This window comes from Streptococcus sanguinis (assembly GCF_050225395.1).
Classification (GTDB): domain Bacteria; phylum Bacillota; class Bacilli; order Lactobacillales; family Streptococcaceae; genus Streptococcus.
On the sequence record NZ_CP071431.1, the window covers coordinates 1,132,449 to 1,158,102 of the forward strand.

Genomic DNA, 25,654 nt, shown 5'->3' on the forward strand with positions numbered 1-25,654 from the left:
CTATGGCCTATCAACTCTATAAATTAGATTTTAAGTCTGCTCATTTTGGAGAAGGTCATTTGGATGATTCGGTCATGACTTTCACGGCAGCTCGTCTTTACTCTGCCTTAGTGCTTGAAGCTATTAAGGCGGGGGTCTTAGATGAGTTTGAGAATTTATCTCTACAGGATGAGTTTGTACTGACTGATGCTTTCCCCTATATGGAAGCCCCTTATCTCCCTAAGCCAATCGGCTATCCATTGTTGGATAAAGTCAACCGAAATGAAGATATTATCAAACAGCGGGAAGAAGCAAAAAAAGCAAAAAAATTAGCTTTTATTAAGCTGGGGGATTTTGACTACTTTCTATCTGGAAATAGTATTGTTGGTGAATCTCTGGCTACAAAATCAATTAACACAAAAAACCAGCCCTTCCAAGAAGGAAATCTTTATCAAGTTGCTTCAGTTCACTTTGACAAAAACAGTCTGTATTTCATCGCCAATCAATCTGATTTGTTGGATCGTTTATTGGAAAGTCTTCAGTTTAGTGGTATCGGAGGAAAGCGCAGCAGTGGTTACGGTGGTTTTACTCTGGATAAAACTGTTCAACAACCGCTTGATTTTTTTAAAAGATTAACTGTTAAATATACAGGGAAAGTAATGGCTTTGACGACTTCTTTGCCGGTAGATAGTGAATTGAAAGTCGCAATGAATGAGGGGAGATACTTACTGAAAAAGTCAAGTGGCTTTGCATTTAGTGAGGAGACGGAGTCTAATTATCGCAAGCAGAATCTTTACACTTTTAAGGCAGGTTCAACCTTTTCCGAAACTTATAATGGGCAAATCTGCGATGTCAAGCCAAGTGATGAGTTTCCTCATCCAGTCTGGCATTATGCTAAACCCTTATTCTATATGTTGGAGGAATCCAAATGAAGACAAAATATAGGAAATTCAAGCTGACTCTGTGGACCTTGGGACCAGTGCATATCGGTAGTGGTCAGCTTCATACTGCTCGTGAGTATATTCTTGAAGGGGATGAATATTATTTTCCGGATATGACTCTGCTTTATGACGAACTTATCAAACGAGGTATTGATGAAAAATTCCAAAAGTTCTTAATTGATTCGGATAATAAAACCAATCGAATAAGTGATTTTCTTGCTGAGCATGGCATAACAAAACGCAATTTTGGGGGCTATAGACTTAAAGCAACAGGACTTGAAAAGCCTAAAGGAGAGAATGTACCTAGAAATCAGGAAACGACAGATCCAGGAGAAATAAATGGCGTTCATCAATTTATGAGAGATTGTTACGGTAACCCTTATGTCCCTGGCAGCTCTCTTAAAGGTGCTATTCGCACTATTTTGATGAATACGCATTGGCATTCAACTGATTTTAAGCAGGAAAATAAAAAAGGCAAAATCGTTGAAAATAAGAAAGCGATTCCATGGGGACCAACTAGACGACAGAGACATGAAAAGATAAAACCTTTTGATGATATTTTTAATGAAATTCGTGTCTCAGACAGTCAGCCTCTGACAAATGATGATTTAATTCTCGTTCAAAAGTGGGATTTTACTCCAGATCATACAAAGCCGCATTCACTGAGTATCTATCGTGAAGCTCTGAGGCCTGGAACTAAGATGGAATTTGAAATCATTACCTCTTTAGGTTTCAAAGATGGAAGAGCCGGTGAGCTCATTTCTTCTCTTGGGGAATATGCACAAAAATTTTACTTTGGAATGACAGAAGATGAAGGCTATGAAGGATATAAAGATTTCTTTCTAAAAAAATTTCCTAATCATTTAATTCAAAACAATCTATCCTATCCCCTCTATCTAGGTGGTGGTAGCGGCGCTTGGACCAAAACAGTATTTAGGCAAGCGGATGGCGAAGTTCAAAAACGACATAAGAAAATGTCTGAACGAGGAGCTCTAAAATTGACAAAGGCGCCCCAGCAAGTTATAAAAACTACTAAAGGTGAAAAAAGTTTGATAAATAATGCTCAAAATTTCTATGAAATGGGCAAAACCTGTTTTACGATTACGGAGGTAGGTACAAGATGAAGACATTAATCACATTTATTAGTCAGTATGATCCGATTGGTGTAAAATTTAAACATCCTACAAAAAAAGATGAAACGGGTCGAGAAAAAACGGACAATTTTCGAAGAGCCTTGTCTATAGGGGACATTCATACATATGAGCATGATGGATACCAACAGGAAATTTCAGATGGTCCTGCACTCGTAATTATTAAAGATGAATTACCTGACAAGCTTATTGTTATATATAGTGATGAGATGAAGGTAAAGCAGGAAAACTTTGAAAGGACTGTTAAAACTGTTTATAGAAAAAAAGCAGTCCAAATCCCTGTGATTCAAAATGAGTATGTAACAGAGGGTGTTCATGAATTTGAAGCAATGTATAAATTTGTAGAAAAAATCCTTGATAGAGAAGATATGTCCAACGGAGATTATATTTTAAATATTACAAGTGGTACTGCTCAATGCCAGGCTGCCATGTACTTTATCAATTTTATCAAGGATTATCATACAAGACTTGCTCGGGTAGATTCTCCAAATGGGAAGAAAACAAATAGGTCTAATCAGGGCGCTCCTTATTTTGAAGAAGTTGTTTTAGATGATTTATTGAAAAAACAAACAGCAGAAAAGGAAGATGAGCGTAAACCAGAAATTGAAACAGGCGAAAAGTTAAAAAACAATTTATTGCAACGGACCTATAAAGATTTCATTTTGAAGTATGAATACAAAGCAGCATTAGATATCTTAAAGGGAAATCCCGATATCATTTCTGATAAACAAGATCAAGAAAAATCAAAAAATATATTAGAAAGCATGATTAGTGTTTTTCAAAAACAGAGAGTTCTTGAAGAGATTGTAGCTGATGATAATTTGCAATATGGTGACACAGATGAGTTTCAAAAAGTGTTAAATTATTATCTGATGATTGATATTCTAAACCGTAGAGGTCAAGTGACTGATGTGCTAGTCAAGGCAAAATCCTTTGCGGAGTTTATCTTAAAATCTGTGATTGAAAGAAGACATTCAGATTTAGAACTAATTAAAAAGAATAAGAGAATTAATATTTTTGATATGATTAAAATTCTCAACCATTATCATGAATATTCTAAATTTGAAACTCCAATTTCAAAAATTATAGCTGTAAATAAGCAAAGGAATGACGTTGCTCACGGACTGGTTGTGATTTCAGTGGAGCAAGAGGAATTGGACGAATTGGTGAAGGGGTTGAAAGAGCTCGTCATTGCTGCATATTTTGATATGAATGCCTCTTTATATCAGAAATATTTTGATTATTATGATATAAAGAATCAAGATTTAATCAGCTGTCTTAAATAGACTTCCACTTTCCCTACCTCTTTCCTCCATCTGATAGACCTGAAGTGAAACCAAGTCTGAAAAATAGAAAAAACACCTATAGCCTGCAGTAAGCTGCCTGCTTCTAGGTGTTTTACTTTATTTATCAAACTTCACTTCCTCAATCAGATACTCAATGAAGCGTTCTCCCATCTTAGACAGGCTGGCTTTTTCGTGCTGGATGTAGACCAGTTCAATCGGATCATCAATGTCCAGTGGGATAGAGACAATGTTATCACCATTGAGGTTGCTGTTGAGAATACCAGTTGCAATTGTGTAGCCGTCCAAACCGATCAAAAGGTTAAAGAGGGTCGCACGATCGCTGACCACGATGGATTTTTTATGGTGTTCCTGAGAGAGAATTTCCTCAGAAAAGTAGAAGGAGTTGTGGGTCCCTTGGTCGTAGCTGAGATAGGGGAAGTTTTCTAAATCAGATAATTGAACCAGCTTTTTCTTGGCCAGCGGATTGGACTTGCTGACAAAGATATGGGGCTGAGCTGTAAAGAGATGAGTAGCAATCAGGTGATTGTCATCCAGCATCTTGGATAGGACATCGCGGTTGTAGCTATTGAGAAAGAGGACGCCGATTTCGCTGCGGAAGTTTTTTACGTCGTCAATAATTTCCCAAGTCCGAGTTTCCCGCAAAAAGAGCTCGTATTTCTCCATATCGCTTTTTTTAAGAAGGGAGACAAAGGCATTGACCACAAAGGCATAGTGCTGGGCAGAAACGCTGAAAAGTTCACGGTGGGCGACGGGGTTTTTGTATCGCTCCTCTAGAAGTTGCGTCTGCTCAACTACCTGCCGAGCATAAGAAAGAAACTCCATGCCGTCCTTGGTCAAGGTAATTCCTTTGGGATTGCGAATAAAAATCTCGATGCCCATTTCATTTTCCAAATCCCGCACAGCATTGGACAAACTAGGCTGAGTAATGAAAAGCTGCTTGGCAGCTTCGTTCATACTGCCAGTCTCGACGATTTTGATAATATAGTGTAACTGTTGAATTCTCATAGGACTATTTTATCACAAACTTAGTTGATTTTTCTAGTGATTGCTAGTTCTGAGGAGAAACTTCACATATGTAATAACTTATATATTTCACTATGGATATAGAATGGTGGGAGTAGATTTTCTTAATCTACTTGAATAAAGATTTTTATAAGATTGGTTGCATCTGGATTTTGATTTTTTGAAATAGCCATGATAAAATAAAAGTTGGTCTTAGTCTATTAGATAGGGTTAATGAAATCTGTTTTGAATACTATATATGTAGTCTAAACTAAATCTATAAGTTAGTAAGGTAATTAAATCAAGAAGTTATGAAAAAAGATGATGAATCATTCGAAGAAATATTTTCGGATATTTCCATAGAGGAGAAAAAGAATAAAAGGACTGCATTTATTGTCATAGGTTCTTTAGTTTACGGAGCACTTGTTTTGACGGCTGTTGTTTTTTCATTTCTTCATTCGCATAAACATTCAACTTCTAGAAAAACTAGTTCAACACAGGAAATAGTATATTCTACAAGTTCTGATTCTGAACAAAATGAGGCAGAAATTTTTGCTAGAAAGTTGATAAGTGACGAAAAAGAATATCAATTTTCTTGGGAAGTTCAGGATTTTGATGGTTTAAGATTTGACAAAAATCTTGGAGGGACAAGTCTGGATGCGATAATCAGCAGATATGGGAGGCCTGATTCGGGTGAAGGATGGATAGCCTTGAATTATGGGAAAGAAACTCCTCAAATTCGGTTGCGATGGCATAGTATCGAGCGTTATAAGTATGCTTATGTAAGCTTAGTTTTTGAAAAATTTAAAGATGAATACAAACTTATCTCTAAAGAATACTACAATTTAAATAGTTCTAAATTACCCATTGATACCGAAGCGAGCAGAGATTTCACTTGGACTCAAGCAGCGTTCGATAGTTTGCTTTTGGAAAATAAGGAAGGAAATTCTCAAACGGGTTCTACCTATGAAGAAATTATCAGTCTGTATGGACCACCGCAAAATCAAAATCTGTCAGCTGAAGATTATATTTCTAATTTAAAAGTTTCTTATGTGTCACCTAAGCCAGATGAAAGCAATATGAAGCTTAGGCAAGTCGATTTAGAGTTTATTAAGATAGATTCGGGCAGCTGGTATCTTGTGAAAAAAGATTCTGTAAATTTGAACTAGTTCTAGATTTTATTTTCTGATGCATTATTTTTTTGTAGTCACCTTGACATTCCTCATCTCTAACGATATAATGTTTACAATTTAACCTTTAATCAAGTCCAGTGAGGCTGCAAGGTGGGAAAAGCGGTATAAGAGGCAGTTAGCTGCCTTGTTTTTTGCGAAACCTTGCTGCGGCGAGGTTTTTTCTTGTAGAAAGTGAGGTTGTCATGGTTAGTGACAGTTGTAAAAAGAGATTTGGAAAGATTATGCTCGAGCAGATGGAGCTGTTGGAGCAAGTCAAAATTGCACCTAATATTTTTTCTATGACTCTAAAGGGGCAAATGGTCAGCCAGATGCAGGCTGGGCAGTTTTTACATATTCGGGTACCAGATGACAGCAAGCTTTTGCGCCGGCCTATCTCGATTGCAGAGATTGACCGAGACAATCTGACTTGTCGCATCATCTATCGGATAGAAGGCGGCGGGACGGCTATTTTTTCTCAACTGCTAGTTGGATCTTTTCTTGATGTTATGGGGCCTCAGGGCAATGGCTTTGATTTGAGTCCTGTAAGGGAAGGTGAGCGAGCTTTGATTATCGGTGGTGGGATTGGTGTCCCTCCTCTGCTTGAGGTTGCTAAAGAATTGCATGCCAAGGGAACTCAAGTGACTGCTGTTCTGGGATTTGCTGATAAATCTGCTGTCATTTTAGAGGAAGAAATGAAAGAATACGCCGAGGTCATTGTTACAACGGATAACGGCTCTTATGGCTGCCAGGGCTATGTATCAGCCGTTGTGGATGAGTTGTCCCAAGACTATGCGGCTGTTTATTCCTGTGGTGCGCCAGCTATGCTTCAGTATGTGGATCGTAAGTTTCAGGACCATCCGCATGCTTATCTCTCCATGGAGTCTCGTATGGCTTGTGGCATGGGCGCCTGCTATGCATGCGTAGTTCATGTTGCAGGTCAGGACGAGTCAGTCAATAAGCGCGTTTGTGAAGACGGTCCGGTCTTTGAGACGGGCACGATTATTGTTTAGGAGGGGAAAGAATGAGTGACCAATGTTTAAGAGTTTCTTTGCCAGGCTTGGACCTGAAAAATCCAATTATTCCAGCATCTGGCTGTTTTGGCTTCGGTCAGGAATATGCCAAATACTATGACCTAGACTTGCTAGGCTCTATCATGATAAAGGCTACGACTTTGGACCCCCGCTTTGGCAATCCAACTCCGCGTGTGGCAGAAACGCCAGCTGGTATGCTCAATGCCATTGGCCTGCAAAATCCAGGTGTTGAGGTTGTTCTAGCTGAAAAACTGCCCTGGCTGCAAAAGCATTATCCCTACCTTCCAATCATCGCTAATGTAGCGGGCTTTTCCAATCAAGAGTATGCTACAGTGGCTGGGAAAATCTCCCAAGCTCCAAACGTCAAGGCTATTGAGCTCAATATCTCTTGTCCTAATGTTGACCATGGAAATGCTGGGCTTTTGATTGGTCAAGTTCCGGAGTTGGCTTACGAAGCAACCAAGGCAGCAGTAGATGCTTCTGCTGTACCAGTCTATGTCAAATTAACCCCGAGTGTGGCAGACATCACTCAGGTAGCTAAGGCTGTTGAAGACGCAGGTGCTGCTGGTTTTACCATGATTAATACCTTGGTAGGTATGCGATTTGACTTGAAGTCGCGCCAGCCTATTATTGCTAATGGCACTGGAGGTATGTCAGGTCCGGCTGTCTTTCCGGTAGCACTCAAGCTAATCCGCCAAGTTGCACAGGCAAGCAAACTCCCCATTATTGGTATGGGTGGAGTTGATTCGGCGGAGGCTGCTCTGGAGATGTTTATAGCGGGCGCTTCAGCTGTTGGAGTGGGCACTGCCAATTTTACGGATCCTTATGCTTGTCCTACCATCATTGAAGACTTGCCAAAGGTTATGGATAAATTCGGTATCGAAAGTCTTGAAAGTTTACGAAAAGAAGTTCGAGAGAATTTGCTTTAAAGTTACATTTTTACTTGACAATCCTGCTGTGAAATTATAGAATAAACTAAATATAACCTTTAAAGAAGTCCAGAGAGGCTACTAAGGTACATACGTTTGAATGGCAGATACTGCCACATTTTCGTGTAACCTTGCTCTCGGGCAAGGTTTTTTCTATGTCTCTGAGCCTAATGTGAAGGTGGTTTTGAGATATAAATGTCTAATGGACCTCTTTGAAGATAATAATTTAAAAGGAGATTTTCCCCTCATGCGTGAAGAACGGCCTATTATCGCCCTCGACTTTCCATCTTTTGACGATGTCAAAGATTTCTTGGAGCATTTTCCGGAAGATGAAAAACTCTATGTCAAAATCGGTATGGAATTCTTCTATGCCATCGGTCCAGAAATCGTTCATTATCTGAAAGGTCTCGGACACAGCATTTTCTTGGATTTGAAACTGCACGATATTCCCAATACGGTGCGCTCAGCCATGTCTGTCTTAGGTACTTTTGGTATCGACATGGTGACGGTTCATGCAGCAGGCGGTGTGGAGATGATGAGCGAAGCCAAGAAGGTCTTGGGAGATGAGGCTAAGTTGGTTGCGGTGACCCAGCTGACCTCGACCAGTGAGGAAGATATGCGTGATTGCCAAAACATCCAGACCACAGTTCAGGAGTCTGTTGTCAATTACGCTCGCAAGGCTAAAGAAGCTGGTTTGGATGGCGTAGTTTGTTCAGCTCAAGAGGTTGAACTAATAAAGGCGGCTACTGCAAATGACTTTCTATGTGTGACGCCGGGGATTCGGCCAGCTGGAGCGGAAATCGGAGACCAGAAACGGGTCATGACTCCGCAGGAAGCCCATCAAATCGGCAGTGATTACATTGTAGTAGGTCGTCCGATTATCCAAGCTGAGAATCCTTGGGATGCTTATCACGAGATTAAGAAGCAGTGGAATAGCTAGGAAAAACAAGAGATTCGAATTAAATCGTTATACAAAATTAACAGCATCATAAAATTTCAAATTTATAAGGAGAAAAAATGACTTTAGCAAAAGAGATTGCGCGTGATTTATTGAAAATCAAAGCTGTGTATTTGAAGCCAGAAGAGCCTTTTACATGGGCGTCAGGCATCAAGTCACCTATATATACGGACAACCGTGTGACCTTGGCATATCCAGAAACTCGGACCTTGATTGAAGATGGTTTCGTCGAAAAGATTCGGGCGGAATTTCCAGATGTAGAAGTCATTGCTGGAACTGCGACAGCAGGTATTCCTCACGGAGCTATTATTGCAGATAAGATGAACCTGCCATTTGCCTATATCCGCAGCAAACCAAAAGATCACGGAGCGGGCAATCAAATCGAAGGTCGCGTAGCGCCTGGGCAGAAGATGGTTGTCATCGAAGACTTAATCTCGACTGGCGGTTCGGTCTTGGATGCTATCGCTGCCGCTAAACGTGAAGGTGCGGATGTGGTTGGAGCAGCGGCTATCTTTACCTATGAGCTGCCAAAGGCAGAAAAGAACTTCAATGAAGCGGGTGTCAAATTGGTGACCCTTTCTAACTACACTGAGCTAATCACTCTGGCTGAAGCAGAAGGTTATGTCAGTCCTGAGGGCTTGTCCTTGCTTGAGAAATTTAAGCATGACCAAGAGAATTGGCAGGCCTAGACCGAATAGAAATAAAATGATCTGACTCTTATTCAGGTCATTTTTCAGTAAAACGTCCTTGTCTTGCCTTTAAAAATGGCTTAAAGTCTCGGCGTTTGGTATAATAGAGCTATGTCTAAGATTTATCATCTATCCTTTTCAATATTACAGAAAGTGTTGCTGATTACGGCTGTTCACTGGTTTCTGATTTCCATCTGGCATGTTGCAGAGCTGAATAGTATAGCTATGATTGCTTTTGCTGTCTTGGCTTATCTGGCCTATCGCTATCGGCATTTGCTAGAAAAAGCTTATCATTGGTTGATGAAGCATAAACTTCTTATTATGCTAGCAGTCTTTATTTTTCAGCTGATTATGCTCTTTTCAGCAGAGCTTTTGATTAGGCGGGATGCAGCAGTAGTCTTTACAGGAGCTTTCAAAACTCTGAAAGAAAGCTCCATTTCCAGCTATCTGACCCGGAATCCTAACAATGTCTCACTATTTCTCTACGAGCGTTTTTTCTTTAATGTATTTGGGGAATCTGGTCTATGGGTCATGCAGACCTTGAATATTCTTTATACTAACGTGACGGCCTTGATTCTCTATAAGGGCTGCCAAAAGTATTTTTCCCAAAAGACTGCAGATGCTGTCTTTAGTCTTTATGTGCTCTTACTAGGCTTTTCACCTTATTTCTTTTCAATGTATACCGATATTCCGCCCCTGCCTTTCATTAGTCTGCAGATTTTTCTAGTTCTTGGATTGCTGAAGGGAGAGGAAACCAGTAGACAGCTGGTTTGGCGCAGTATTTTGCTTGGGTTAATGACTAGTCTGGCTTTCTTCTTTAGACCAACAGTAATGATTCTGCTGATAGCTGTCTTCGGAGTCCTCTTTTTCAAAAAGAACTGGAACAAGTTTTTTCTGACACTAGTCGTTTTTGCTTGCAGTTTTGCGATTAGCTATGCCCCGCTGCATTACTGGTCCAAGCACCAGACGGAAGTGCCGATTATGGAGGGAGAGGGATTGGCAAAAGGTCCTTTGCTCTTTATTAATCTAGGTCTGACCTTCAATGGCCACAATCAGGAAGATATGAAAGAAGGGCTCTTGCAGTATATTGAGCCTGACAAGCAGTATGACTATAACAATGGCATGTTTGCTAAGGAATATGTTATCAAGGAAATCAAGCGGCGCTTAAGTGAATATAATCCTTTGACTTTAGCTCATCATCTCTTCCACAAGCAGTCTCTGACTGTAGCAGAAGGAGATTTGGGCTGGCTCTACCGCAGTGTTGAAAATGAAAAGACGCCTTATATATCGCCTTTTTACCAAGATACGAAAGATAATCCTTTAACTCAGTTTGTCCGTGACTTCTTCCTGAACACTGACAAGTCAGAATTTGTCTATTTCTCGCTGTCTAAGCAGGCGGTCTGGATTGTCATGGCAGCAGGACTTGTCTTTGCTCTTTGGAAATATCGATCCAGTGACGAACTGAATTTTCTAACCTTAGCTGTTTTTGGCGGCCTGCTTTTTCTGCAGATTTTTGAGGGAGGAAAGACGAGATATCTGATTCAGTTTTTGCCACAGATTCTGATTCTATCCGCCCTAGGATTAGCCCAGTACCCTCAATATCTAGGGAAGTTTCGCTTTTGGACTAGAAAGAAGGACTCTTTGAAATGAAAAGACCTGTTCCTATCTATGAACCGCTTTATAGCTTAAAGCCCATTGCTGAGAATATCTGGATTGTTGACGGTGATTTGATTGAGATGGATGCGGTGCTGACAAAGTTGCCCTTTTCTACCCGCATGACTGTTATTAAGTTAGCAAATGGCCAGCTCTGGTGCCATTCACCAATCCAGCCAAATCAATCCTTGTTTGACCAGTTGGACGCTTTGGGACCAGTCGCACATCTCATTTCACCTAATAAGATTCACTATGCCTATATAGCTGACTGGAAGAAGCGTTATCCTGAGGCAATTGCTTGGTCTAGCCCAGGAGTTGAGGAGAGAGCAGCCAAGCAGAAAATCCCGGTCTCTTTTGATGAAAAGCTGACGGATGAGGCTCCTGAAGCTTGGGCAGACCAGATAGAACAGTTGGTTTTCAAGGGAAGTACTTATATTGAGGAAGTTGTCTTTTTTCATAAGGACAGTCAAACCTTGATTTTGACAGATTTGATTGAGAATTTTGAAACAGAGCATTTTCCAAGTCAGATTCGCGGCAAGGCTTATAAATTAGTTCGAGTTGCAGCTCCGGATGGCCAGACACCTATTGACTACCGTATGACTTTTATCGGTCATCAAAAAGAAGCCAAAGAATGTCTAGAGCAGATGCTGGCTTGGCAACCAGAAAAAATCATCCTAGCCCACGGTTCTTGTTTTCTGGAAAATGGCAGAGCTGAACTCAAAAGAGCACTTAGGTGGATTAAGTAATAGAATTTTTATCGTAGGAAATGAGAGGAGACATATATGCAACATTCAGCTTGGCACGCTTTGATTAAGGAGCAGCTGCCGGAAGGTTATTTTGCAAAAATCAATCATTTTTTAGACGAAGTGTATGCTTCAGGGACCATTTACCCACCTCGGGAAAAAGTGTTTAATGCGATTCAGACGACTGATTTAGCGGATGTTAAGGTGGTTATTTTAGGGCAGGACCCCTACCACGGACCGAGACAGGCACAGGGCTTGAGTTTTTCGGTACCTGATGATATTCCAGCTCCGCCTTCTTTGCAGAATATTCTCAAAGAACTGGCTGATGATATCGGAGTGAAAGAGTCGCATGATTTGACTTCCTGGGCTCAGCAAGGGGTTCTCTTGCTTAATGCTGGGCTGACAGTGCCTGCTGGTCAGGCCAATGCGCATGCCGGCTTAATCTGGGAGCCTTTTACAGATGCTATTATCAAGGTGGTCAATGCAAAGTCAGATCCAGTTGTCTTTATCCTCTGGGGTTCTTACGCTCGCAAGAAAAAAGCCTTGATTAGCAATTCCCAACATTTGATTATCGAGTCAGCTCACCCAAGCCCGCTGTCTGCTTACCGTGGTTTCTTTGGCAGCAAACCTTTTTCTCGTACCAATGATTTTTTAGTGGCTAAAGGCTTGGAGCCTATCAATTGGTTAGCCTAGGAGGTAGTATGGTTCAGTTAGCAACGATTTGTTATATCGATAATGGCCGGGAGTTTCTCATGCTGCACCGCAACAAAAAGCCCAATGATGTCCACGCTGGGAAATGGATTGGTGTCGGTGGCAAGTTAGAACGTGGAGAAACTCCGCAGGAATGTGCGGCGCGCGAGATTCTAGAGGAAACAGGTCTAAAGGCCAAGCCTGTTCTTAAAGGCGTTATCACTTTTCCAGAGTTTACTCCCAACTTGGACTGGTATACCTATGTTTTCAAGGTGACGGAGTTTGAGGGGGAATTGATTGACTGCAATGAAGGGACTTTGGAATGGGTGCCCTATGATCAGGTTTTATCTAAACCAACCTGGGAAGGCGATCATACCTTTGTTGAGTGGCTTTTAGAAGACAAGCCTTTCTTTTCAGCAAAGTTTGTTTATGACGGGGATAAACTCCTGGATACGCAGGTGGACTTTTACGAATAAGGAGAGAAGACGATGCTATTAATCAAAAACGGACGAGTTATGGATCCTAAGACTGGTTTTGACCAAATTGCTGACCTCTTGGTTGAGGGGAAGAAGATTGTTAAAATCGGTCAAGATTTGCAGGTGGAAGATGCAAAAGTTATTGATGCCAGTGGTTTGGTTGTGGCTCCAGGTTTGGTGGATATACATGTGCATTTCCGGGAGCCAGGCCAGACTCATAAGGAAGATATTCATACGGGGGCTTTGGCAGCAGCAGCAGGTGGCTTTACGACAGTTGTTATGATGGCCAATACCAATCCGACTATCTCTACGGTTGAAACTCTGAAGGAAGTACTGGAGTCGGCTAGTCGGGAAAATATCCATATCAAGTCGGTTGCAACAATTACAGAGAATTTTGATGGACAACATCTGACAGATTTTCAAGGTCTCTTGGCAGCTGGTGCAGTAGGTTTTTCTGATGACGGTATTCCACTGACCAACGCTGGCATTGTCCGCAAAGCTCTTGTTGAAGCGAGCAAAAACGATACTTTTATCAGCTTGCACGAGGAAGATCCCAATCTCAACGGCATACTTGGTTTCAATGAACATATTGCCAAAGAGCATTTTCATATCTGCGGCGCGACAGGTGTGGCAGAATACAGCATGGTTGCACGCGATGTCATGATTGCTTATGATGCAAAGGCTCATGTGCATATCCAGCATTTGTCCAAGGCTGAGAGCGTAAAGGTGGTTGAATTCGCTCAGAAGCTAGGGGCTCAAGTCACCGCTGAAGCAGCACCTCAGCATTTCTCTAAAACAGAAGCTCTGCTATTGACCAAGGGCAGCAATGCTAAGATGAATCCGCCTCTGCGCTTAGAATCGGACCGTCTGGCGGTTATTGAGGGGCTTAAATCTGGTGTCATTTCTGTCATTGCGACGGACCATGCTCCACATCATGCTGACGAGAAAAATGTGGCCGATATCACTCAGGCGCCTTCTGGCATGACTGGTCTTGAGACTTCGCTTTCTCTGGGACTGACCTACCTAGTTGAGGATGGTCATCTGAATTTGATGGAACTTTTGGAAAAAATGACAGTCAATCCGGCTCAATTGTATGGTTTTGATGTTGGCTTCATCGCTCAGGATGGTCCTGCTGATTTGACAATATTTGACTCAGAAGCAGATAGACTTGTGACTGACCATTTTGCCTCCAAGGCAGCCAATTCACCTTTTGTTGGTGAAAAGCTTAAAGGCCAAGTGAAGTTTACCATCTGTGATGGGGAAGTTGTCTTTAAAGGATAATGCAGATTAGACTCTGATGAATTTCAGGGTCTTTTTAACACAGAAAATTTTCTAGTAATTTTCTGAAAAACCGAATGTTTGTTGAAATAGTAGTGGTTTAGTTCCTTTTTGAGCCAAAAAGATGTATAATATAACAAAATACTAAAGAGGAGTGTTCGTTATATGAAGAAGAAATTTTTCATCTTACCTGTTCTATCGACAGTGCTTTTGGCACCTGCTTTTTTGGCTCATCAAGTCTCTGCAGAAGAGGCACAGGCTAGTCCAGAGCCGGCAACGACTGAGTTGACCAATCAGCCAGCTGCTGAGACAGCTTCTGAAACGCAACCAACTGCTCCAGCAGCTTCAGCAGAAGAAAAGCCAGCAGCAACTAGTCAGAATGCAGCAGCTCCGGCTAGTCCAGCTGCGACAGAAGCCGCTGCAGCGCTAGCCCAGTCTGAAAATCTGCCAGAGGCTACGATTCTCCATACCAACGATGTGCACGGTCGCATTGTAGAGGAAAAAGGCGTTATCGGTGATGCCAAGCTAGCTACTGTCATCAAGGAAGAGCGCGCTAAAAACCCTAAAGCACTAGTTGTGGATGCGGGTGATGCCTTCCAAGGTCTGCCAATTTCAAATAGCTCAAAAGGGGAAGAACGGGCTAAAATCCTCAATGAAATAGGCTACGATGCTATGGCAGTCGGGAACCATGAGTTTGACTTTGGTCTAGATGAGGCAAAGAAATACAAGGAAATTCTTAAATTCCCACTCCTCAGTTCTAACACCTATGCCAACAATGCTCGAGTTTTCCAAGCATCTACCATTGTAGACAAGGATCCAGCGGTTGAGGGGGATGAGTTTGTGGTAATCGGTGTGACAACACCTGAAACTGCTACAAAAACTCACCCTAAAAACATCCAAGGTGTGACCTTCACTGATCCAATCACAGAGGTTAATCGGGTTATTGATGAAATTGAAGCACGCGCAGCGGCAGAAGGAAAGAACTACAAAAACTACGTTGTTCTAGCTCACTTGGGTGTTGACACGACAACTCCGACTGAGTGGCGCGGCTCAACCTTGGCTGAAGCTCTTTCTAAAAATCCTAAGCTCAAAGGCAAGCGTGTAACCGTTATTGACGGCCACTCCCACACAGTAGAGTCTACGACTTATGGTGATAATGTCACCTACAACCAGACCGGTAGCTACCTTCACAATATCGGAAAAGTAACTTTCAAGGCCAATCAACTTCTGGGAAATCCTCAGCAAATCCCTGCTGAAACAGCTAAGAAAGTCGCTCCAGACCCAGTTATTGCAGACATGGTCAGCAAGATTAAAGCCAGGTACGACGCAGATAATGCCAAGGTTATCGTGGCAAACAGCCCAGTAGAGCTTAATGGCGACCGTGAAAATGTCCGCGTTCGCGAAACCAATCTGGGCAATGTGGTTGCAGATGCTCTCTACGATTATGGTCAAACTGGCTTTGCCAATAAAACAGACCTGGCTGTTACTAACGGAGGCGGTCTGCGCGAAACTATTGCCAAAGACAAGCCAATCACCAAGGGAAATGTTATCGCCGTATTGCCTTTTGGGAACACCATTTCACAAATCAAGGTAACCGGTCAAAATATCGCAGATATGTTTGCCAAATCTCTAGGCTCTATTCTTCAGGAAAAAGATGGCAAGCCTGTGCTGGATGAGAACGGACAACCCTTGCTAGAACCGAGCGGTGGTTACCTGCAAATCTCTGGGGCTAAAGTCTACTACGACACCACTCTGCCAGCTGATCAGCGTGTCCTCCACATTGAGATTAAGAACAAAGAAACGGGTGTTTATGAGCCTCTTGATCCAAATAAGACCTACTATCTGACGACCAATGACTTCTTGGCTGCTGGTGGTGACGGCTATACCATGCTGGGTGGCCCTCGCGAGGAAGGACCATCTATGGATGTGGCCTTCGCTGACTATCTGGCAAAAGCTGATTTGACAGCCTATGCGGTTATCAATCCAAACTCACGTGCTATCTCTATTTCATCTACTAAGGATACAGATGGTGATGGCTATACAGATATTGAAGAAATCAAGCAAGGAACGGATCCAGCTAATGCGGCTTCCTACCCAACTAGTGCCAAAGCAGCTGATCCAGCAAAACAGGCAGCTCCACTAGTTAATACTCCAAAACAAACCAAGCAAGTACCTGTTCATGTTGCCAAGACCTTCACTAAGGACCCTGCAGCTAAAGAACTGCCACAGACAGGCAGCGAATCAGCAGTTGCCTTGAGCCTAGTTGGTATGGTTTTAGGATTCTTTGGATTGGCAGGAATCAAGAAAAGTCACAAAGAAGACTAGTTAGAAGACACAATAAAACGGAAGTTGTTCACTTCCGTTTTATTTCTTAGTCTCAGGATTCTGATGTGTGATATTCAAGCCCCAAGGGATTAAGTTTTCTTTTTTCTGTTTGATACGTTGGATATTGTCCTTGTGCCGGAGGATAATAATCAGAGCCAGCGCAATGATAATCAGAGTGAAGAAGAGGTCATAGGCGGGCAGGATAAAGCCAACTAGAGGAAAGAGCAGCGCCGACAGGATAGCGATGACTGCTGAGAGCACACTTGCCAGAGAAATCATACTTCCCAGATAAAGGATGCTGGCAAAGATGATAATCAGATAGACAAAGAAGGCTGGTGAGAAGCCTAGAACAACCCCTGCACTGGTTGCCACTGCCTTGCCACCCTTAAAGCCAGCAAAGATAGGAAAGGTATGGCCAATCACAGCCAAGAGGCCAAAGACAAGCGGCGAAACTCCCTCAATATACAAAAAGAAAGGCAGCAGGGTCGCTGCAGTTCCTTTGAGAAAGTCAATAGCAAAAGTAGCCGTCCCCGCTGTCTTTCCTAAAATACGGAAAGTATTGGTCGTTCCGGTATTGCCGCTGCCGTATTCTCTCAGGTTCTTTTTAAAGAAAATTTGCCCAATCCAAAGTCCGGTCGGAATAGAGCCCAGTAAGTATGCTAGTATTAATCCAATTATCGTGTTCATCATGATTTTATTATACCATTATTTCGCTTTCTGACAATAGAAAAGGATAGAATTTATAGCAGGAAATGTCTACTCGGATATTGGATTGTTCTTCGTTTAAAATCAGTCCTCATCAGCATTATTTTCAAAAAAATCTTTGCAATATTTGCCAAAAACTTGTAAGATAGAAAAGATGAATCATTAGGAGGTTCTTGTGGCAAAAAAGGAAATCAATATTAACAATTACAATGATGATGCCATTCAGGTATTAGAAGGGTTGGATGCGGTCCGTAAACGTCCAGGGATGTATATCGGATCGACCGACGGAGCGGGACTCCACCATCTGGTCTGGGAGATTGTGGACAATGCTGTCGATGAAGCCCTATCAGGCTTCGGTGACCGGATCGATGTGACGATCAACAAGGACGGCAGTCTGACTGTCGCAGACCACGGACGCGGGATGCCAGTCGGCAAGCACGCTATGGGCATTCCCACGGTTGAGGTCATTTTCACAGTTCTCCACGCTGGCGGTAAGTTCGGCCAAGGTGGCTATAAGACCTCAGGCGGTCTCCATGGTGTAGGTTCCTCTGTTGTCAATGCCCTGTCCAGCTGGCTGGAAGTGGAAATCACGCGGGATGGGACTGTTTACAAGCAGCGCTTTGAAAATGGCGGAAAACCAGTCACTACGCTCAAGAAAATCGGTACTGCACCTAAGTCCAAGTCTGGAACCAAAGTGACCTTCATGCCGGACGATACGATTTTTTCAACGACAGACTTCAAGTACAACACTATTGCGGAGCGGCTTAAGGAATCAGCCTTCCTGCTCAAGAATGTCCGCCTGTCTCTGACTGATGCGCGGACTGGCGAAGAAGTAGAGTTCCACTATGAGAATGGGGTTGAAGACTTTGTCACCTATCTCAATGAAGACAAGGAAACCCTGACTCCTGTCCTCTATTTCGAAGGAGAGGAGAGCGGCTTCCAAGTCCAGGTGGCTCTCCAGTACAACGACGGCTACGCCGATAATATCCTGTCCTTTGTCAATAACGTCCGCACCAAGGACGGCGGTACCCACGAGACAGGGCTCAAGACCGCTATTACCAAGGCCATGAACGACTATGCCAGAAAGACGGGACTGCTCAAGGAAAAGGACAAGAATCTGGAAGGCTCGGACTACCGCGAAGGTTTGGCTGCTGTCCTGTCCATCCTGGTCCCTGAGGCTCACCTGCAGTTTGAAGGCCAGACCAAGGACAAGCTGGGCAGCCCTTTGGCTCGTCCGGCCGTGGACTCCATTGTCTCTGACAAGCTGACTTTCTTCCTCTTGGAAAATGGTGAGCTGGCTTCCAATCTCATCCGCAAAGCTATCAAGGCCAGAGATGCTAGGGAAGCGGCCCGCAAGGCGCGTGACGAAAGCCGGAACGGCAAGAAGAATAAGAAAGACAAGGGCTTGCTGTCTGGTAAGCTGACTCCGGCCCAGTCCAAGAACCCAGCCAAGAACGAACTCTATCTGGTCGAGGGAGACTCTGCCGGTGGCTCTGCCAAGCAAGGCCGTGACCGTAAGTTCCAAGCCATCCTGCCCCTGCGCGGTAAGGTTGTCAATACTGCTAAAGCTAAGATGGCTGACATTCTCAAGAACGAAGAAATCAACACCATGATTTACACGATTGGAGCGGGTGTTGGTACAGACTTTACCCTTGAGGATGCCAACTATGACAAGATCATCATCATGACCGATGCGGACACCGACGGTGCCCATATCCAGACCTTGCTGCTGACCTTTTTCTATCGCTATATGCGCCCGCTGGTCGAGGCTGGCCGCGTCTATATCGCCCTGCCGCCTCTCTACAAGATGTCCAAGGGCAAGGGCAAGAGCGAAGTCGTCGAGTATGCCTGGACTGATGGCGAGCTGGACGACCTGCGCCGCAAGTTTGGCAAGGGAGCCATGCTTCAGCGTTACAAGGGGCTCGGTGAAATGAACGCTGACCAGCTCTGGGAGACCACCATGAATCCCGACACCCGCACCCTTATCCGCGTCACCATTGAAGACCTGGCCCGCGCCGAACGCCGTGTCAATGTCCTCATGGGCGACAAGGTCGAACCACGCCGCAAGTGGATTGAGGATAACGTCAAGTTTACGCTTGAGGAGAGCGGGGAGATGGTGTTTTAGATGAGAATGATAGAGAACTTTCAGCGCTGGAAGGTTAATCTCTCCGGTTGGATGGATATATCTATAGATAAGATCTATAGATATTCGGAACCTAATTATAGTTATAGAGATTCTAAACGAAAAATAGAGAATTTAGAAGTTTTAAAAATACTTGATAATCAAGATGATATTAATTTAAGACAGAAAAATGATGCAATTAAGTATTTCTTTCGTGTGATACCGACAGCTTTTATACTGTATATATTTTTATTTGTTATATTTCAAAATCTTAAATTTTCTGATAAAGATATCATTTTTTTGAGCGTTTTCGCTTTTGTTATAATTGTTTTATTTTTAATAGTATTATTTGGGACTATCAGATCCATAATTCCTGAACTTGTTATATTTATAGAATGGCTCATTTCTAGGTTTTCTAAACAGTATAGAACAAAGATTAAATGGCTCAGAAAATTACCGTCACTATTGCCGTTGACTATATGGCCACTATTTTTTTCTGATATTCTAAAAAACACATCAAAGCAATATGGTCTTGGAGAGAATTTAGTTCTTACGATAACACTCGTTTCGATATCATCGTTTATTTTATGGTTGTATTTACATGATTTGATTAAAAGTCAACCTGTTTTTCAAGTTGAAGCTTTAATTGTTAGCCCGGCTATGATTTTATCTGTTCTTGCAATCTCTACCCTCATTTTTGATATTGATTGGAAAAATAAGTTACCGTGGACTCTGTCAGTTATTTTTTTCACAATATCAAGTACGTTTTTAGACTTATCAATTAGCAATAGACGTGAAAAAGAATACGCAATAGCTCAAGAAATTTTCCAAGAGCAACTGCTTTTAGAAAAACCAAGATACAAAGAGTTGAAGAAGTGCTACTACCATGGCGGTGAAAAATACAAAGAAAAATTATTAAGTACGGAAAAGTTTTTAAGACTTATAAAAAAACGTGAAAAGTATTTAATTCAAAGGGATAAAAATAATAGATACAGCTATAAATCAGGGTTTAATCCACAAAATAATTTCTCCCCTACCAGACATTATCTTCCATAGGTCTAAAAAAGAAATTTCCAATGAACAATTTCTTATCTAATCGCCAAAACTGAGTGTTTGTATGTACTCCACTGGAAAGGCAGGTATTCCCATGAGAACTGAACCCGAAATGCTAGATTTAATTTTGCAAACCGCAAAAGTGTTACAAGTTGACGCTGTCGCCATGTCCGGCTCGCGGACAAATCCAAATGCTCCCAGGGACGAGTTCCAAGACTATGATGTAGTCTACATTGTAGAGGATTTGGATGGTCTGGTGGCTGACCTTGCTTGGTTGGAAAGGTTTGGCAAGCGCATGATTGAGCAGCATGTCCTACTAGACCATCGCCGCCTCTATCTCATGCTCTTTGAAGATGGCAATCGGATAGATTTGACTCTTTGCCCAAAGGAGCACATCAAAGAGTGGGTGGATAGCGAAGCGGATTTTACAGTGCTGGCTGACCCACAGGGGCTTTTTGACTCTTATGCACCGACACCCAAGCGCTACTGGACGGCACCAGCTAGTGCGACTGACTTTGACAAATCCTGCAATGAATTTTGGTGGGTGTCAGCTTATGTGGTCAAGGGCATTTATCGAAATCACCTTGTCTATGCGACGGATCATTTGTATGGAATCTGCCAGCAAGAATTGCTCAAGCTTTTAGCTTGGCAAGTGGAAGCAGATAAGGGGACGGTCGATGTTGGCAAGAACTATAAGTACCTCTTTCAGTATTTGCCTGCTGAGAAAGAGAAAGAGAAAGAATTTACAGCCTTGCTTGACTTTTCCGACAAGAAAAAAATCACCAAGTCTCTCTTAGCTACCATGCACTTTTTCCACAAAGAAGCCCAAGCCTTCTCTCTCAAAACCGGCTTCCACTATGACAAAGTAACCGCAGAGAAGATGATTGAGTATGCTGAAGAGAGGCTCGAAACAAATGAAACATTTACAAAATAATAAGATAACAAAATTTTTACTGATTAGTTTTCTCATTTCTTGGGGATTTGGTTGGGGATTGCTCGCTTTTCTGACGCAAATGAGCCTCTTAAGTCTAACAAGTCCACTAGGAGTTTTTCTCCATTTACTAGGAGGTTTCGGTCCAACCATTGCAGCTATTTCTTGTTTGCCTCAAAAATCCATTAAAAGCATAGTCTCTTTTATCTTAGGGGACTCAAAGAAATATATTTTGTTATTTCTTTTACTAATTTTCGTGCAGACAGGTGTCATTGCTTTCTCGTCTAAGGAGCTTAATCCAGCTTTTCCACTAGGGAATTTGTTTGTTGTTTTTTTGAGTGCAGTCTGTGTTTATGGTGGCGAAGAAGAATTGGGATGGCGAGGCATCTTGCAACCAACTTTGGAAACTAGATTCTCCTTTTGGATTTCCGGTTTGATAACAGGTTGTATTTGGGCAATATGGCATGTACCTTTATGGTTTGTGATTGGAAGTTCCCAAAGTAGAATGCCTTTTATATTATTCAGTCTATTTGCAATTTATCTCAGTATTCTTCTAGCAGCTGTTTTCAAAAAGACTAAGTCGATTCTTTTTTGCGCCATTTTTCACGGTCTAATTAATACCTTACTTAGCTTATTTGTTATTAAAATTAATCTTTTATTCATTCTAGGATTAGTAGGATTGCTCTTCTTTTCTCACTACCTACAAAGAAACAGTTAAATTTATAAAATATAGATTTACTTTACAATAAAACACTAAAAAAGAGAATTATTATGTCCAACATTCAAAACATGTCCCTTGAGGACATCATGGGAGAGCGTTTTGGTCGCTACTCCAAATACATTATTCAAGAGCGGGCCTTGCCGGACATTCGCGATGGCTTGAAGCCTGTTCAGCGCCGTATTCTTTATTCGATGAACAAGGACGGCAATACCTTTGACAAGGGCTACCGCAAGTCAGCCAAGTCAGTCGGGAACATCATGGGGAATTTCCACCCCCACGGTGACAGCTCCATCTACGATGCCATGGTTCGTATGTCTCAGGATTGGAAAAACCGCGAGATTCTCGTTGAGATGCACGGAAACAACGGTTCCATGGACGGTGATCCGCCGGCGGCTATGCGTTATACTGAGGCGCGGCTGTCTGAGATGGCTGGCTATCTTTTGCAGGATATCGAGAAAGATACCGTTCCTTTTGCTTGGAACTTCGATGATACTGAGAAGGAGCCGACTGTTCTGCCGGCAGCCTTTCCTAACCTTTTAGTCAATGGAGCAACTGGGATTTCCGCTGGTTATGCGACGGATATTCCACCTCATAATCTAGCCGAAGTCATTGACGCGGTTATCTATATGATTGACCATCCGTCTGCCAAGGTGGACAAACTCATGGAGTTTCTGCCTGGTCCAGACTTCCCGACAGGAGCTATTGTCCAAGGCCGTGATGAGATCAAGAAAGCCTATGAGACTGGGAAAGGTCGCGTCGTGGTGCGCTCTAGAACTGAGATTGAAAAGCTGAAGGGCGGAAAAGAGCAAATCGTCATCACCGAGATTCCTTACGAGATTAATAAAGCGGTCTTGGTCAAGAAGATTGACGATGTGCGGGTCAACAATAAGGTGGCCGGCATTGCCGAGGTGCGGGACGAATCAGACCGTGACGGTCTTCGCATTGCCATTGAGCTCAAGAAAGACGCCAATACCGAGCTGATTCTCAACTACCTCTTTAAGTACACTGATTTGCAAGTCAATTACAACTTCAACATGGTAGCTATTGACAATTTCACGCCGTGTTTGGTGGGAATTGTGCCAATCTTGACCAGCTACATTGCTCACCGCAAGGAGATTATTCTGGCTCGCAGCCGCTTTGACAAGGCTAAGGCTGAAAAACGGCTGCATATCGTGGAAGGACTGATTCGGGTTATTTCCATCTTGGACGAGGTGATTGCCCTGATTCGTGCTTCCGAAAACAAAGCAGATGCCAAGGAAAATCTTAAAATCAGCTATGATTTCACTGAGGAGCAGGCTGAGGCTATCGTCACTCTCCAACTCTACCGTTTGACAAATACAGACGTAGTGGTTCTGGAAGAGGAAGAAGCAGAGCTGCGCGAGAAGATTGCCATGCTGGCAGCTATTATCGGCGATGAGCGAACTATGTATAACCTCATGAAGCGGGAGCTCCGCGATGTCAAGAAAAAGTTTGGCAATCCGCGTCTCAGCGAGCTGCAGGATACAGCAAACGCCATCGAGATTGATACAGCTAGTCTCATCGTTGAGGAAGAGACTTATGTCAGCGTGACTCGTTCTGGTTATATCAAGCGGACAAGTCCGCGTTCCTTCTCAGCTTCAACCCTAGAGGAGATGGGCAAGCGTGACGATGACCGACTGATTTTCCTTAGTCCAGCTAAGACGACTCAGCACATGCTGATCTTCACAAGTCTAGGAAATGTTATTTACCGGCCTGTTCATGAGCTGTCAGACATCCGCTGGAAAGAAATCGGAGAACACCTCAGCCAGACCATCAGCAACTTTGATACAAAGGAAGAGGTTATCTATACAGAATTGCTGGATAGCTTTGAGGAGGGCACTTACTTTGCAGCGACCAAGTTAGGTCAGATCAAGCGTGTAGAGCGCAAGGAATTCAGTCCTTGGCGGACCTATAAGTCCAAATCGCTTAAGTTTGCTAAACTGAAAAATGAAGACGACCAGGTTATTGCTCTGGCGCCGATTAAGCTGGATGATGTTATGCTCGTGACCAAGAATGGCTATGCACTGCGCTTCAATATTGAGGAAGTTCCTGTCATCGGAGCTAAGGCGGCTGGGGTTAAAGCCATCAATCTCAAGAAGGACGATGTCCTAGCGGCAGCCTTTATCGCCAATACGGACTCACTTTACCTCCTGACTCAGCGCGGTTCGATCAAGCGTATGGCAGTCGCAGATATTCCTGTTACCAGTCGGGCAAATCGCGGTCTTCAAGTTCTGAGAGAGCTTAAGACCAAGCCGCATCGTGTCTTTGCAGCTGGACCAGTCTTTGGTGAAACAGTGGACTTTGACCTCTTCACAACAGAAGCAGAAGCCAGCGAGGAGCAGATTTTGCAGGTGCTTTCTAATAAAGGAACGGCCTATGAAATCAATCTGGCCGACTTCAGCTTGTCTGAGAGAACTAGCAACGGTAGCTTCATTTCTGATACCATTTCAGACGAAGAAGTCTTCTCAGCTTATATCAAGTAATCATCAAACCAGTTCGCGGGAGCTGGTTTTTTCAATTTCTATGAGTTTGATAGCGGAACAAAAGATCAGATAACAAAATTTTCTGAAAATTGAAAATAATACTTGAAAATATCTCAAAAAGGTGTAAAATAGGGAGTATCTAAAAATGAAGTTTGGAAGAAGAGGAGAAAGACCATGACTGTAAATCTTGACTGGGAAAATCTAGGATTCTCATATATGAAACTGCCTTATCGCTACATAGCATACTATCGCAATGGCCAGTGGGAAGAAGGAACGTTAACAGAGGACGCTACGCTCCATATCTCTGAGTCGTCTCCTAGCCTTCACTACGGCCAGCAGGCTTTTGAAGGTCTAAAGGCCTATCGGACTAAGGATGGCAGTATTCAGCTTTTTCGTCCGGATAAAAATGCAGATCGTCTGCAACGAACAGCTGACCGCTTGCTCATGCCGCAAGTTTCTACAGAAATGTTCGTGGACGCAGTTAAGCAGGTTGTCCGAGCTAATGAAGAATATGTTCCGCCTTACGGAACAGGCGGAACCCTTTATATTCGACCTCTCTTGATTGGTGTCGGCGATATTATCGGCGTGAAACCAGCTGAAGAATACATTTTCACTATCTTTGTAATGCCGGTAGGCAATTACTTCAAAGGCGGTCTGACTCCGACTAACTTCATTGTCTCAGATGACTATGATCGCGCGGCACCGCACGGAACTGGTGCGGCAAAAGTAGGTGGCAATTACGCTGCTAGCTTGCTACCTGGAAAGATTGCCAAGGACAAGCATTTCTCAGATGTGATTTATCTGGATCCGGCAACCCATACCAAGATTGAAGAAGTGGGCTCTGCTAATTTCTTTGGTATTACCAAGAATAATGAGTTTGTAACGCCGCTCAGTCCCTCAATCTTGCCATCCATCACCAAGTATTCTTTACTCTATCTGGCAGAACATAGACTGGGGCTTAAGCCGATTGAAGGGGATGTTCCTCTGGCGGACTTGGGTAAATTCACTGAAGCAGGTGCTTGCGGAACAGCTGCAGTTATCTCTCCTATCGGAGGTATCCAGCACGGCGATGATTTCCATGTCTTTTATAGCGAGACAGAAGTCGGTCCAGTCACTCGCAAGCTGTATGACGAATTAACTGGTATCCAGTTTGGTGATGTTGAAGCGCCAGAAGGTTGGATTGTAAAAGTATAATTTAAAAACTGTCCTTGATTGGGCAGTTTTTTCTGTGATTCTAGCCTAAGATAGCTTGCGAAGTCAGCTATTTTCGTGTACAATAGAAATTTGAAAGAGGTAA

21 protein-coding genes and 1 pseudogene are annotated in these 25,654 nt (G+C 42.9%); 20 read left to right on the plus strand and 2 right to left on the minus strand.

Annotation, left to right across the window (positions count from 1 at the left end; genetic code table 11):
* The first annotated feature begins 2 nt into the window (after window positions 1-2).
* The 3 genes from csm4 to csm6 are packed head-to-tail and all read left to right on the plus strand — an operon-like array spanning window position 3 to window position 3,357.
* Window positions 3-911: a type III-A CRISPR-associated RAMP protein Csm4 gene (gene csm4, locus J1C81_RS05725; RefSeq protein WP_002915122.1), complete on the plus strand. Its 909-nt coding sequence runs from the start codon at window positions 3-5 to the stop codon at window positions 909-911.
* Window positions 908-2,044 carry a type III-A CRISPR-associated RAMP protein Csm5 gene (csm5, locus tag J1C81_RS05730; RefSeq protein ID WP_002915123.1) on the plus strand — a complete coding sequence of 379 codons (1,137 nt, stop codon included), beginning with the start codon at window positions 908-910 and terminating at the stop codon, window positions 2,042-2,044. The genes csm4 and csm5 overlap by 4 nt, the downstream gene beginning before the upstream one ends.
* A complete protein-coding gene (csm6, locus tag J1C81_RS05735) occupies window positions 2,041-3,357 on the plus strand; it encodes a type III-A CRISPR-associated CARF protein Csm6 (protein ID WP_002915124.1) in 1,317 nt (438 codons plus the stop codon). Before csm5 ends, csm6 begins: the two co-directional genes overlap by 4 nt.
* A gap of 117 nt (window positions 3,358-3,474) precedes the next feature.
* Here the strand turns inward: csm6 and J1C81_RS05740 are convergent, their stop codons facing one another.
* Complete coding sequence (locus J1C81_RS05740; protein ID WP_002897493.1) at window positions 3,475-4,383, minus strand: LysR family transcriptional regulator; 909 nt, start codon at window positions 4,381-4,383, stop codon at window positions 3,475-3,477.
* 308 nt (window positions 4,384-4,691) lie between these two features.
* On the opposite strand from J1C81_RS05740, the gene J1C81_RS05745 reads away from it, so the two are divergent.
* The 11 genes from J1C81_RS05745 (at window position 4,692) to nt5e (ending at window position 16,324) form a co-directional block, all read left to right on the plus strand.
* Window positions 4,692-5,549 carry a hypothetical protein gene (locus tag J1C81_RS05745; RefSeq protein WP_002915127.1) on the plus strand — a complete coding sequence of 286 codons (858 nt, stop codon included), beginning with the start codon at window positions 4,692-4,694 and terminating at the stop codon, window positions 5,547-5,549.
* Window positions 5,550-5,755: 206 nt separating this feature from the next.
* On the plus strand, window positions 5,756-6,562 hold the full coding sequence (locus J1C81_RS05750; protein ID WP_032909711.1) for a dihydroorotate dehydrogenase electron transfer subunit: 807 nt from the start codon (window positions 5,756-5,758) through the stop codon (window positions 6,560-6,562).
* Window positions 6,563-6,573: 11 nt separating this feature from the next.
* Window positions 6,574-7,512, plus strand: coding sequence for a dihydroorotate dehydrogenase (locus J1C81_RS05755; protein ID WP_002915130.1), 939 nt, complete (start codon window positions 6,574-6,576; stop codon window positions 7,510-7,512).
* 247 nt (window positions 7,513-7,759) lie between these two features.
* A complete protein-coding gene (pyrF, locus tag J1C81_RS05760) occupies window positions 7,760-8,452 on the plus strand; it encodes an orotidine-5'-phosphate decarboxylase (protein ID WP_032909712.1) in 693 nt (230 codons plus the stop codon).
* A 77-nt stretch (window positions 8,453-8,529) separates the two neighbouring features.
* Window positions 8,530-9,159, plus strand: a complete 630-nt coding sequence (gene pyrE / locus J1C81_RS05765) for an orotate phosphoribosyltransferase (RefSeq protein WP_002915133.1) — start codon at window positions 8,530-8,532, stop codon at window positions 9,157-9,159.
* Window positions 9,160-9,270: 111 nt separating this feature from the next.
* Window positions 9,271-10,809: a glycosyltransferase family 39 protein gene (locus J1C81_RS05770; RefSeq protein WP_002915134.1), complete on the plus strand. Its 1,539-nt coding sequence runs from the start codon at window positions 9,271-9,273 to the stop codon at window positions 10,807-10,809.
* A complete protein-coding gene (locus tag J1C81_RS05775; protein WP_002915135.1) occupies window positions 10,806-11,558 on the plus strand; it encodes a DUF4336 domain-containing protein in 753 nt (250 codons plus the stop codon). The genes J1C81_RS05770 and J1C81_RS05775 overlap by 4 nt, the downstream gene beginning before the upstream one ends.
* 36 nt (window positions 11,559-11,594) lie before the next feature.
* Window positions 11,595-12,248 carry a uracil-DNA glycosylase gene (locus J1C81_RS05780; RefSeq protein ID WP_002915136.1) on the plus strand — a complete coding sequence of 218 codons (654 nt, stop codon included), beginning with the start codon at window positions 11,595-11,597 and terminating at the stop codon, window positions 12,246-12,248.
* An 8-nt stretch (window positions 12,249-12,256) separates the two neighbouring features.
* Window positions 12,257-12,721, plus strand: coding sequence for an NUDIX hydrolase (locus J1C81_RS05785; protein WP_002895418.1), 465 nt, complete (start codon window positions 12,257-12,259; stop codon window positions 12,719-12,721).
* Between the two features lie 12 nt (window positions 12,722-12,733).
* The gene (locus J1C81_RS05790; RefSeq protein WP_002915137.1) at window positions 12,734-14,002 is read left to right on the plus strand and encodes a dihydroorotase; all 1,269 of its coding nucleotides are present in this window, start codon (window positions 12,734-12,736) and stop codon (window positions 14,000-14,002) included.
* A gap of 162 nt (window positions 14,003-14,164) precedes the next feature.
* Window positions 14,165-16,324, plus strand: coding sequence for a cell surface ecto-5'-nucleotidase Nt5e (gene nt5e, locus J1C81_RS05795; protein WP_002915138.1), 2,160 nt, complete (start codon window positions 14,165-14,167; stop codon window positions 16,322-16,324).
* A 39-nt stretch (window positions 16,325-16,363) separates the two neighbouring features.
* Here the strand turns inward: nt5e and plsY are convergent, their stop codons facing one another.
* On the minus strand, window positions 16,364-17,014 hold the full coding sequence (gene plsY / locus J1C81_RS05800) for a glycerol-3-phosphate 1-O-acyltransferase PlsY (protein ID WP_002915139.1): 651 nt from the start codon (window positions 17,012-17,014) through the stop codon (window positions 16,364-16,366).
* 190 nt (window positions 17,015-17,204) lie between these two features.
* On the opposite strand from plsY, the gene parE reads away from it, so the two are divergent.
* The 6 genes and pseudogenes from parE to J1C81_RS05830 all read left to right on the plus strand — a co-directional run.
* The gene (gene parE / locus J1C81_RS05805; RefSeq protein WP_002915140.1) at window positions 17,205-19,154 is read left to right on the plus strand and encodes a DNA topoisomerase IV subunit B; all 1,950 of its coding nucleotides are present in this window, start codon (window positions 17,205-17,207) and stop codon (window positions 19,152-19,154) included.
* Complete coding sequence (locus tag J1C81_RS05810) at window positions 19,155-20,207, plus strand: hypothetical protein (RefSeq protein ID WP_002915141.1); 1,053 nt, start codon at window positions 19,155-19,157, stop codon at window positions 20,205-20,207.
* A 91-nt stretch (window positions 20,208-20,298) separates the two neighbouring features.
* Entirely contained in the window at window positions 20,299-21,138 is an 840-nt protein-coding gene (locus J1C81_RS05815) for an aminoglycoside 6-adenylyltransferase (RefSeq protein WP_032909713.1), read from the plus strand.
* Window positions 21,119-21,853 (plus strand): CPBP family intramembrane glutamic endopeptidase, encoded by a 735-nt coding sequence (locus tag J1C81_RS05820; RefSeq protein WP_032909714.1) that lies wholly within the window; start codon window positions 21,119-21,121, stop codon window positions 21,851-21,853. The genes J1C81_RS05815 and J1C81_RS05820 overlap by 20 nt, the downstream gene beginning before the upstream one ends.
* Before the next feature lie 53 nt (window positions 21,854-21,906).
* Window positions 21,907-24,357, plus strand: a complete 2,451-nt coding sequence (parC, locus tag J1C81_RS05825; protein ID WP_002915144.1) for a DNA topoisomerase IV subunit A — start codon at window positions 21,907-21,909, stop codon at window positions 24,355-24,357.
* 168 nt (window positions 24,358-24,525) lie between these two features.
* Window positions 24,526-25,551: pseudogene (locus J1C81_RS05830) on the plus strand (branched-chain amino acid aminotransferase); the annotation flags it as partial.
* Between the last annotated feature and the right edge of the window lie 103 nt (window positions 25,552-25,654).

Excerpts from the sequence above, each read along its gene's own strand:
- csm4 (WP_002915122.1), top strand. The coding sequence starts at position 3 with ATGGCCTATCAACTCTATAAATTAGATTTTAAGTCTGCTCATTTTGGA.
- csm5 (WP_002915123.1), top strand. The coding sequence starts at position 908 with ATGAAGACAAAATATAGGAAATTCAAGCTGACTCTGTGGACCTTGGGA.
- csm6 (WP_002915124.1), top strand. The coding sequence starts at position 2,041 with ATGAAGACATTAATCACATTTATTAGTCAGTATGATCCGATTGGTGTA.
- J1C81_RS05740 (WP_002897493.1), bottom strand. The coding sequence starts at position 4,383 with ATGAGAATTCAACAGTTACACTATATTATCAAAATCGTCGAGACTGGC.
- J1C81_RS05745 (WP_002915127.1), top strand. The coding sequence starts at position 4,692 with ATGAAAAAAGATGATGAATCATTCGAAGAAATATTTTCGGATATTTCC.
- J1C81_RS05750 (WP_032909711.1), top strand. The coding sequence starts at position 5,756 with ATGGTTAGTGACAGTTGTAAAAAGAGATTTGGAAAGATTATGCTCGAG.
- J1C81_RS05755 (WP_002915130.1), top strand. The coding sequence starts at position 6,574 with ATGAGTGACCAATGTTTAAGAGTTTCTTTGCCAGGCTTGGACCTGAAA.
- pyrF (WP_032909712.1), top strand. The coding sequence starts at position 7,760 with ATGCGTGAAGAACGGCCTATTATCGCCCTCGACTTTCCATCTTTTGAC.
- pyrE (WP_002915133.1), top strand. The coding sequence starts at position 8,530 with ATGACTTTAGCAAAAGAGATTGCGCGTGATTTATTGAAAATCAAAGCT.
- J1C81_RS05770 (WP_002915134.1), top strand. The coding sequence starts at position 9,271 with ATGTCTAAGATTTATCATCTATCCTTTTCAATATTACAGAAAGTGTTG.
- J1C81_RS05775 (WP_002915135.1), top strand. The coding sequence starts at position 10,806 with ATGAAAAGACCTGTTCCTATCTATGAACCGCTTTATAGCTTAAAGCCC.
- J1C81_RS05780 (WP_002915136.1), top strand. The coding sequence starts at position 11,595 with ATGCAACATTCAGCTTGGCACGCTTTGATTAAGGAGCAGCTGCCGGAA.
- J1C81_RS05785 (WP_002895418.1), top strand. The coding sequence starts at position 12,257 with ATGGTTCAGTTAGCAACGATTTGTTATATCGATAATGGCCGGGAGTTT.
- J1C81_RS05790 (WP_002915137.1), top strand. The coding sequence starts at position 12,734 with ATGCTATTAATCAAAAACGGACGAGTTATGGATCCTAAGACTGGTTTT.
- nt5e (WP_002915138.1), top strand. The coding sequence starts at position 14,165 with ATGAAGAAGAAATTTTTCATCTTACCTGTTCTATCGACAGTGCTTTTG.
- plsY (WP_002915139.1), bottom strand. The coding sequence starts at position 17,014 with ATGATGAACACGATAATTGGATTAATACTAGCATACTTACTGGGCTCT.
- J1C81_RS05810 (WP_002915141.1), top strand. The coding sequence starts at position 19,155 with ATGAGAATGATAGAGAACTTTCAGCGCTGGAAGGTTAATCTCTCCGGT.
- J1C81_RS05815 (WP_032909713.1), top strand. The coding sequence starts at position 20,299 with ATGAGAACTGAACCCGAAATGCTAGATTTAATTTTGCAAACCGCAAAA.
- J1C81_RS05820 (WP_032909714.1), top strand. The coding sequence starts at position 21,119 with ATGAAACATTTACAAAATAATAAGATAACAAAATTTTTACTGATTAGT.
- parC (WP_002915144.1), top strand. The coding sequence starts at position 21,907 with ATGTCCAACATTCAAAACATGTCCCTTGAGGACATCATGGGAGAGCGT.